The 5,646-nt window shown below is 52.2% G+C and carries 4 protein-coding genes; 2 read left to right on the top strand and 2 right to left on the bottom strand.

All coding sequences use genetic code 11. The features are described from left to right. Window positions 1-431 precede the first annotated feature (431 nt). Window positions 432-1,430, top strand: coding sequence for a sulfotransferase (locus PN477_RS12995; protein WP_272122502.1), 999 nt, complete (start codon window positions 432-434; stop codon window positions 1,428-1,430). A gap of 1 nt (window position 1,431) precedes the next feature. Here PN477_RS12995 and PN477_RS12990 read toward each other — a convergent pair whose 3' ends face one another. After that, entirely contained in the window at window positions 1,432-2,661 is a 1,230-nt protein-coding gene (locus PN477_RS12990) for a glycosyltransferase family 4 protein (protein WP_272122500.1), read from the bottom strand. A 213-nt stretch (window positions 2,662-2,874) separates the two neighbouring features. Between PN477_RS12990 and PN477_RS12985 the strand changes: the two genes are divergently transcribed. Further along, window positions 2,875-4,071: a glycosyltransferase family 4 protein gene (locus PN477_RS12985; protein WP_272122497.1), complete on the top strand. Its 1,197-nt coding sequence runs from the start codon at window positions 2,875-2,877 to the stop codon at window positions 4,069-4,071. Window positions 4,072-4,109: 38 nt separating this feature from the next. Here PN477_RS12985 and PN477_RS12980 read toward each other — a convergent pair whose 3' ends face one another. Continuing rightward, on the bottom strand, window positions 4,110-5,468 hold the full coding sequence (locus tag PN477_RS12980) for an FAD-binding oxidoreductase (RefSeq protein ID WP_272122495.1): 1,359 nt from the start codon (window positions 5,466-5,468) through the stop codon (window positions 4,110-4,112). Window positions 5,469-5,646: the final 178 nt, after the last annotated feature.

The following is a 5,646-nucleotide window of genomic DNA, read 5'->3' as shown; positions in this document are numbered from 1 at the left end:
CGGCTAATTACTCAACGATTCGCAATTTCTTAATCACTGCGGCTCGCCGGATAGGGCTGAAATCCATTGCCAATGCGAAGCGATTTTTTGCCAATCGGCTGGAGGAGGTTTTACTCTCACTACAATGAATCAGCCCTACTTTTTAAGGGGGACTTTTTTGCGTTCCCCCCTTAAAAAGGGGGGCTAGGGGGGATCGAGAGAAGGTGAACATCGCTAAGAGCAGTTTGTGTATAAGCAGTAGCCCCCAGGAGAGGGCTTTTGGCTCCTTTCTCCTGCGGGAGAAGGGCTGGGGATGAGGGGGATCTCTGGCGAGCCATGGGAATCTGCAAAAGTGAGATGCACCCTTCTTTTTCTCTCTGTGAATCTCTCACTTCTGTCCGGATCGGGCAACGTATGATGGTGAGGAATGACTTGGCTGATTTCTTTTTTCCATGCAAAACTATGCTCTGATTGTGGGTCACGGTCGCTCCGGGACAAACTGGCTCCTTGATATCCTGGATGCGAGTCCCCTGACCTACTGCCGCAACGAACCCAACGAAGTCCACGATTCCCCCTGCCAACAACTCGCCCCCCTCTGGCAGGGTGGCCAAGATGTGGCCACCATGACCGATATGGCCGCCCATTGGGATGAGATTGCGGCTTGGATGGGGAGTCATATGGGAGAGCGCGATCATCGCCTCGCCACACCGAAACAGTATGTGCATCCCTGGGCGCAAAAATTGGGGGTGGCGTATTACCCGGCGCGTCCGAAGATTCGTCAGGCTTTGCGAACGGTGTTCCCAGGGATGCGACCGGGAGAATGGTCGATGCCTTGGTGGGTGGGGGATCAGCAAAAACTAGAGCAGGCCTACGCGGTGCTGAAGATTAACCAGGCGGCGCGGGTGGCGGTGTGGTTGCTCAAAAATCGCCCCCAGGTTCCCGTGCTGCATATTGTGCGCCATCCGGGGGGGCGGCTGAATTCTTGGCTAAATCGGTTTTTGGCGGTGCGCGATCGCGATCGCATCAACCAACGCAACAAAGACCGCCTCCGGGATGTCTTGGCGGTTTCGCCGGATTGGGCGGCACAGTTTGGCGACAATATCGACACCATGCCCATCGCTGAAAGTGAAATGTGGTTCTGGCGCTACGTCACCGAAACCATCCATCAAGCCGGCGAGGGCCTGCCCAACTATCACCTCATCCTCTACGAAAATCTTGCCCATGACCCGATCGGCACAGCCCGGCAGGTTTATGAATTTTGCAATCAACCTTGGACTCCGGAGATTGAAGCGTTCATTCGAGCTGGAACCAAAGAATCCGTCTGGGGTGCGATCCAAGGCACACCGATGAGCGTTGCCCAAGCCTGGCGCAAAAAACTCAAACCCGACGAAATTGAATCGGTCAATCATGTTCTCGACAGCAGCATCATGGCCCATTGGTGGGACGAGTAGTTTAGGGCGGGGACAGAATCGGAGCAATGATGTGCTCAAGCGTGACTTCCCAGCTTTTATCCCGGTCATAAAACTTGCGCTGTAACGCCAGCGCACTTTGCTGTTTTGTGCTGTATAAATCTCGGTCTTGATACAGAGATAAAACAGCATGACTATAGGCATTGGCATCATCGGGAGGAACTGCGATCGCTGCCTCTGCCACGGCTCTCAACGCTGGACAAGCCGATGACGTGATCACAGGCCGTCCCGACAAAATAGCCTCCAAAACCACTTTATTAAAACCCTCATTAAACGTTGTTTTTGTCGGCACAATCACAACATGAGAGCGATTATACATTGCCCTTAAATCCTGATGTTCAAGCTGTCCATGACACCTCAACGATTGAGACAAATTTTCTTCAGTAATAATTGTTTTGATCTTGTTAATCTGGCTCCCGTGACCACAAATGTCAAAAACAATATTAGTCTGATGTTGTTGCGCAAAAAGCCGTGCTATTTCAACGAGAATATAAACGCCTTTATTCTCTTCAATGCGGCCCACAAACAACACATTAAATGTGGGTCGCGATCGATCCGGTGGCTCAATCCCTGCAAATCGTTGACGGCGATAGGTGGGATAAAACACATGCACAGGTTTGCACGTATTGCCCACCATCTCCTGCACCTGTTCACGAATATCATCAGAAACCGCCGCAATGGCATGGCAGTGATGGGTCAAAAAATGAATGTTCAGCGCCTTGATTAACTCTGTTAATTGTGTTTTCCGATTGGCGCTAGAAATAGGCTTCGTATGAAAATCAGCAATCACCGGAATACCAAACAGACCCAAGAGGCTCAGAATATAAAAATGCTGCCAAGATGTCACCACAATCACCGCATCTGCCCTGAACAGGATGGCAAGCATGGATAACTTTAATGTTTTCCAGAACTGCTCTAGATGGTATAGTAATCCTGGGCCTTTATGGAACTTGAATGGCCAGTGCTGAATTGTCAGCATATCACTCTGCATCTGTGCTTTGCGCTGATGCCAAGAGATAACCATTGCTTTGGCATTGAGTGTTTTGCAAATGTCAAAAAATTGCTGCGTGTAAATCACAGCAAAATGGGAGGGATCATCTTCCCCTTTTTGATAGAACGTATGTAATCTGACTGCATCACAGGGACCCGATGCATAGATTAGTCTTGGTGTTTTTGGTGAATGGGAAATCGTACCTATTTTCTGGTGGTGCATTTTGACGTTTTACATCCAGAGTATACCGAAGCGCAAGCTAGCCACATTATAAATCAAGAGTCGCTTCATATCGCAGATTTGCCAAGATTTAGATGATAGGATCAAATTATATTCTTGTCATCTTTCCTGACGTATTTTAGTGGTCTTTCCCCAGGATTATTGGTCATCTGAGTATTGTGCTGTCTTTCTTATTTTCCACTGCTCAAAAAAAACATGAAACCCCTCAAAATTCTCTATGCCTCTGGCCCAGTGGATGCGGCAAGTGTGTATAACTATTGGCGCAACGGTGAAGTTGATCCGAACCATTGCACGCTGCCCTTTGTCTATCAATTTTTTGATCTCTGTCGGAGCTTGAATGCGCAGTTCTATGTGCTGTCTCGCTGTCAGCGCCCTGGGGTGATCCAAGATGGCAACGGCAAAATCAAACATAGTCCCGTGCCGTTTGAAACGAGTTCGCCGCTGCTCTACTATGGGGGACAACTGTGGGCGGGGTTGCATTTGATTTGGGAAGCGATCGCCTATCGTCCCGATGTTCTCGTCATCCAAGGCGGGCGCGTTTTTCCCTTCTTCCTCTCTCCCATTGCTTGGCTTGGGATTAAAGTTGTGCCCTCCTATCATTGTGTGCTCTGGGCTAAATATCGCCCCCAAAGCCAGGCAATGAAACTGATTTGGGCATTAAATCGCCGCCTCTTTACCAAAGATGCCACCGCGATTCTCTCCACCTCCCCCGATATCACTGCTCAAATTCACGAACTCACCCAGGGCAAGCCCCGGCCGATTACGCAATTCCTGTCGATTTATCAACCTGACCAGTTCAACGATTTTGCCCCGCCGCAACATGATCAGAGTTGTTTCAAGATTCTCTATGTGGGACGGATGCGCGAGAACAAAGGGATTTTCGACCTCCTCACCATTGCCCAGCGTTTCCGTGCGGAAGATTACACCACGATCCAGATTGATCTCTGCGGCACAGGGCCGGATCTCGAACCATTGCAAGCGGCGGCCGCTGCGGCTGGGTTGAGCGATCGCTTTGTCTGCCATGGCCACTGTAGCCGCCCCGTGCTCCTCGAAAAATACGAGCAAGCCCAGGTCGTGATCGTCCCCACCACAACCCGCTTTGTGGAAGGGTTTAACCAAGTGGTGCTCGAAGGGGTTTTATCCGGTCGTCCGGTGATCACGTCGGCGGTTTGCCCTGCGATTCACTATGTCCGTGAAGCTGTGATGGAAGTGCCGCCGGACGATGTGCAGGCCTACGGTGATGCGATCTTGAAGCTCTACCATGATCCGGAGCTTTACCACGAAAAACATCGCACCTGTCTGGAGATTCGCGATCGCTTCTTCGACCTTTCCCAAGGCTGGGGCGCGAAATTCCACAGCATCCTCCAAGCCCAGGGATTAACGCCGTCTTGAGGTGCGATCGTGGGCTTGGGTAGAGGTCGAATCTCGCGTTACGCCGTGGGGGGATATTTCTCGAACCAGGCTCGCATTTTGCCGGGGTTGAGCAGACCGTAGGGGTCTACTTGTTCTTTAAAGGCGAGTTGTACCGGGTCGATCACTTTGCGCCCACCATCTTCGAGGATGTAGGTGTGGGGGTTAGCGATCGCACAGCCGTTCGCTTCGTGGTAGTGAATAATTTCGTTGAGACGTTCGGGGGTGGTGTAGCGCACCAGTTGCAGCCCCGCCGGAATCGCCTTGCCATTAACCCGCAAAAACTCCAAATGCACCATCACCTCATCCCCAAACTCGCGGATCATCTTCTCCACGTTTTCGAGGGTAAAGAAAAAGGTTTGCAAATAGGTCAAATTGGGGTCTACGGCGCGGGCGTGGAGAGTGGTGTGATTCCAGGTAAATTCAGCGAGATTGATCCCTTTTTGGGCATCGGTGGCGGGTTTGGTATAGGCGATCGTGCCGTTAAATTCAGCGACAAGATCCTGCAAGGGGGCGAGCGACGATGCCGCCAGGATCAGCAGGGCGCAGGATTTTCCGGCGGGAATATAGGCCTGTAAAGCCGCGAAATATTGCGGAATTGGATTGGCGTGGATGCTGACTAATTTTTTGATCAGGGCATCGGCATCGCTGAGGGTTTGGCCAAATTGGGCGGCGGCGGCAAAGTCGTCAAAGGTGACGATCGCTTCGGCCCAATCGTAGGCCGGAGCGAGGGGGACTTCCAATTGGGTGATAATGCCGTTGGTTCCGTAGGCGTGGTTGACCTGCTGAACCGCATCGCCGCGCAGTTCGAGGACGCGGGGGGTGTCTTCGAGGGTGACGACGCGGACGGCGTGAAGATTGCCGCGATCGCGCAATTGTCCGTAGGTAATCGAGCCGATGCCCCCACTGCCGCCGCCAATGAAGCCGCCAATCGTCGCTGTGCGATAGGTGGAGGGATACATTCGCCATTCCCAGCCTTGGGGACGGGCTTGTTTATCAAAGGCCGCCAAGCGCACCCCCGGATCAACACAGGCCACCCCGCCTTGAAGCCAGTGGATCGCGTTGAGTTTCGTCAAGTCCACGACAATCCCGCCATCGAGGGGGATGCATTGCCCATAGTTCCCCGTCCCCGCCCCGCGCACCGTTAAGGGAATCCGATGGTTGACACAGACTTGCGCCACCCGCAGCACCTCCGCTTCGGTGGTGGGACGCACCACCAAGTTCGCTCGTTTGTGGCCCAATTGAGCGGCGAGGATAGGGCTGAAGTCGTAGTAGTCCAGGGAAAGTTTGGTGAGTTGGTTGGGGTCGGCGATCGCTTCAATCCCCCCTAACTCAGCGGCGATCGCGTCCCAATTGATCGAAGCAGCAGTAAACGTCATCGGTTGTCGCGTCCCTTCACGGATGGAAAAATTTAGCCCTATCTTAAATGCAAAAAGAGGACTCCCGCTACACCGTTAGGTTAGCGGTGAGATGAATTTTTGCCAACAAATAAACCGACCAACGGGAGACGACTGAATTCAGTCTTGTGTTAAAATTGAGAAGCCAACGCACCCAAGT

The organism is Spirulina subsalsa CS-330 (genome assembly GCF_028330765.1).
Classification (GTDB): Bacteria; Cyanobacteriota; Cyanobacteriia; order Cyanobacteriales; family Spirulinaceae; genus Spirulina; species Spirulina subsalsa_A.
This window is presented reverse-complemented; position numbering and strand designations above follow the sequence as displayed.

What these genes read in the sequence shown, in the direction of transcription:
- PN477_RS12995 (WP_272122502.1), top strand. Translation starts at nt 432, where the DNA reads ATGCAAAACTATGCTCTGATTGTGGGTCACGGTCGCTCCGGGACAAAC.
- PN477_RS12990 (WP_272122500.1), bottom strand. Translation starts at nt 2,661, where the DNA reads ATGCACCACCAGAAAATAGGTACGATTTCCCATTCACCAAAAACACCA.
- PN477_RS12985 (WP_272122497.1), top strand. Translation starts at nt 2,875, where the DNA reads ATGAAACCCCTCAAAATTCTCTATGCCTCTGGCCCAGTGGATGCGGCA.
- PN477_RS12980 (WP_272122495.1), bottom strand. Translation starts at nt 5,468, where the DNA reads ATGACGTTTACTGCTGCTTCGATCAATTGGGACGCGATCGCCGCTGAG.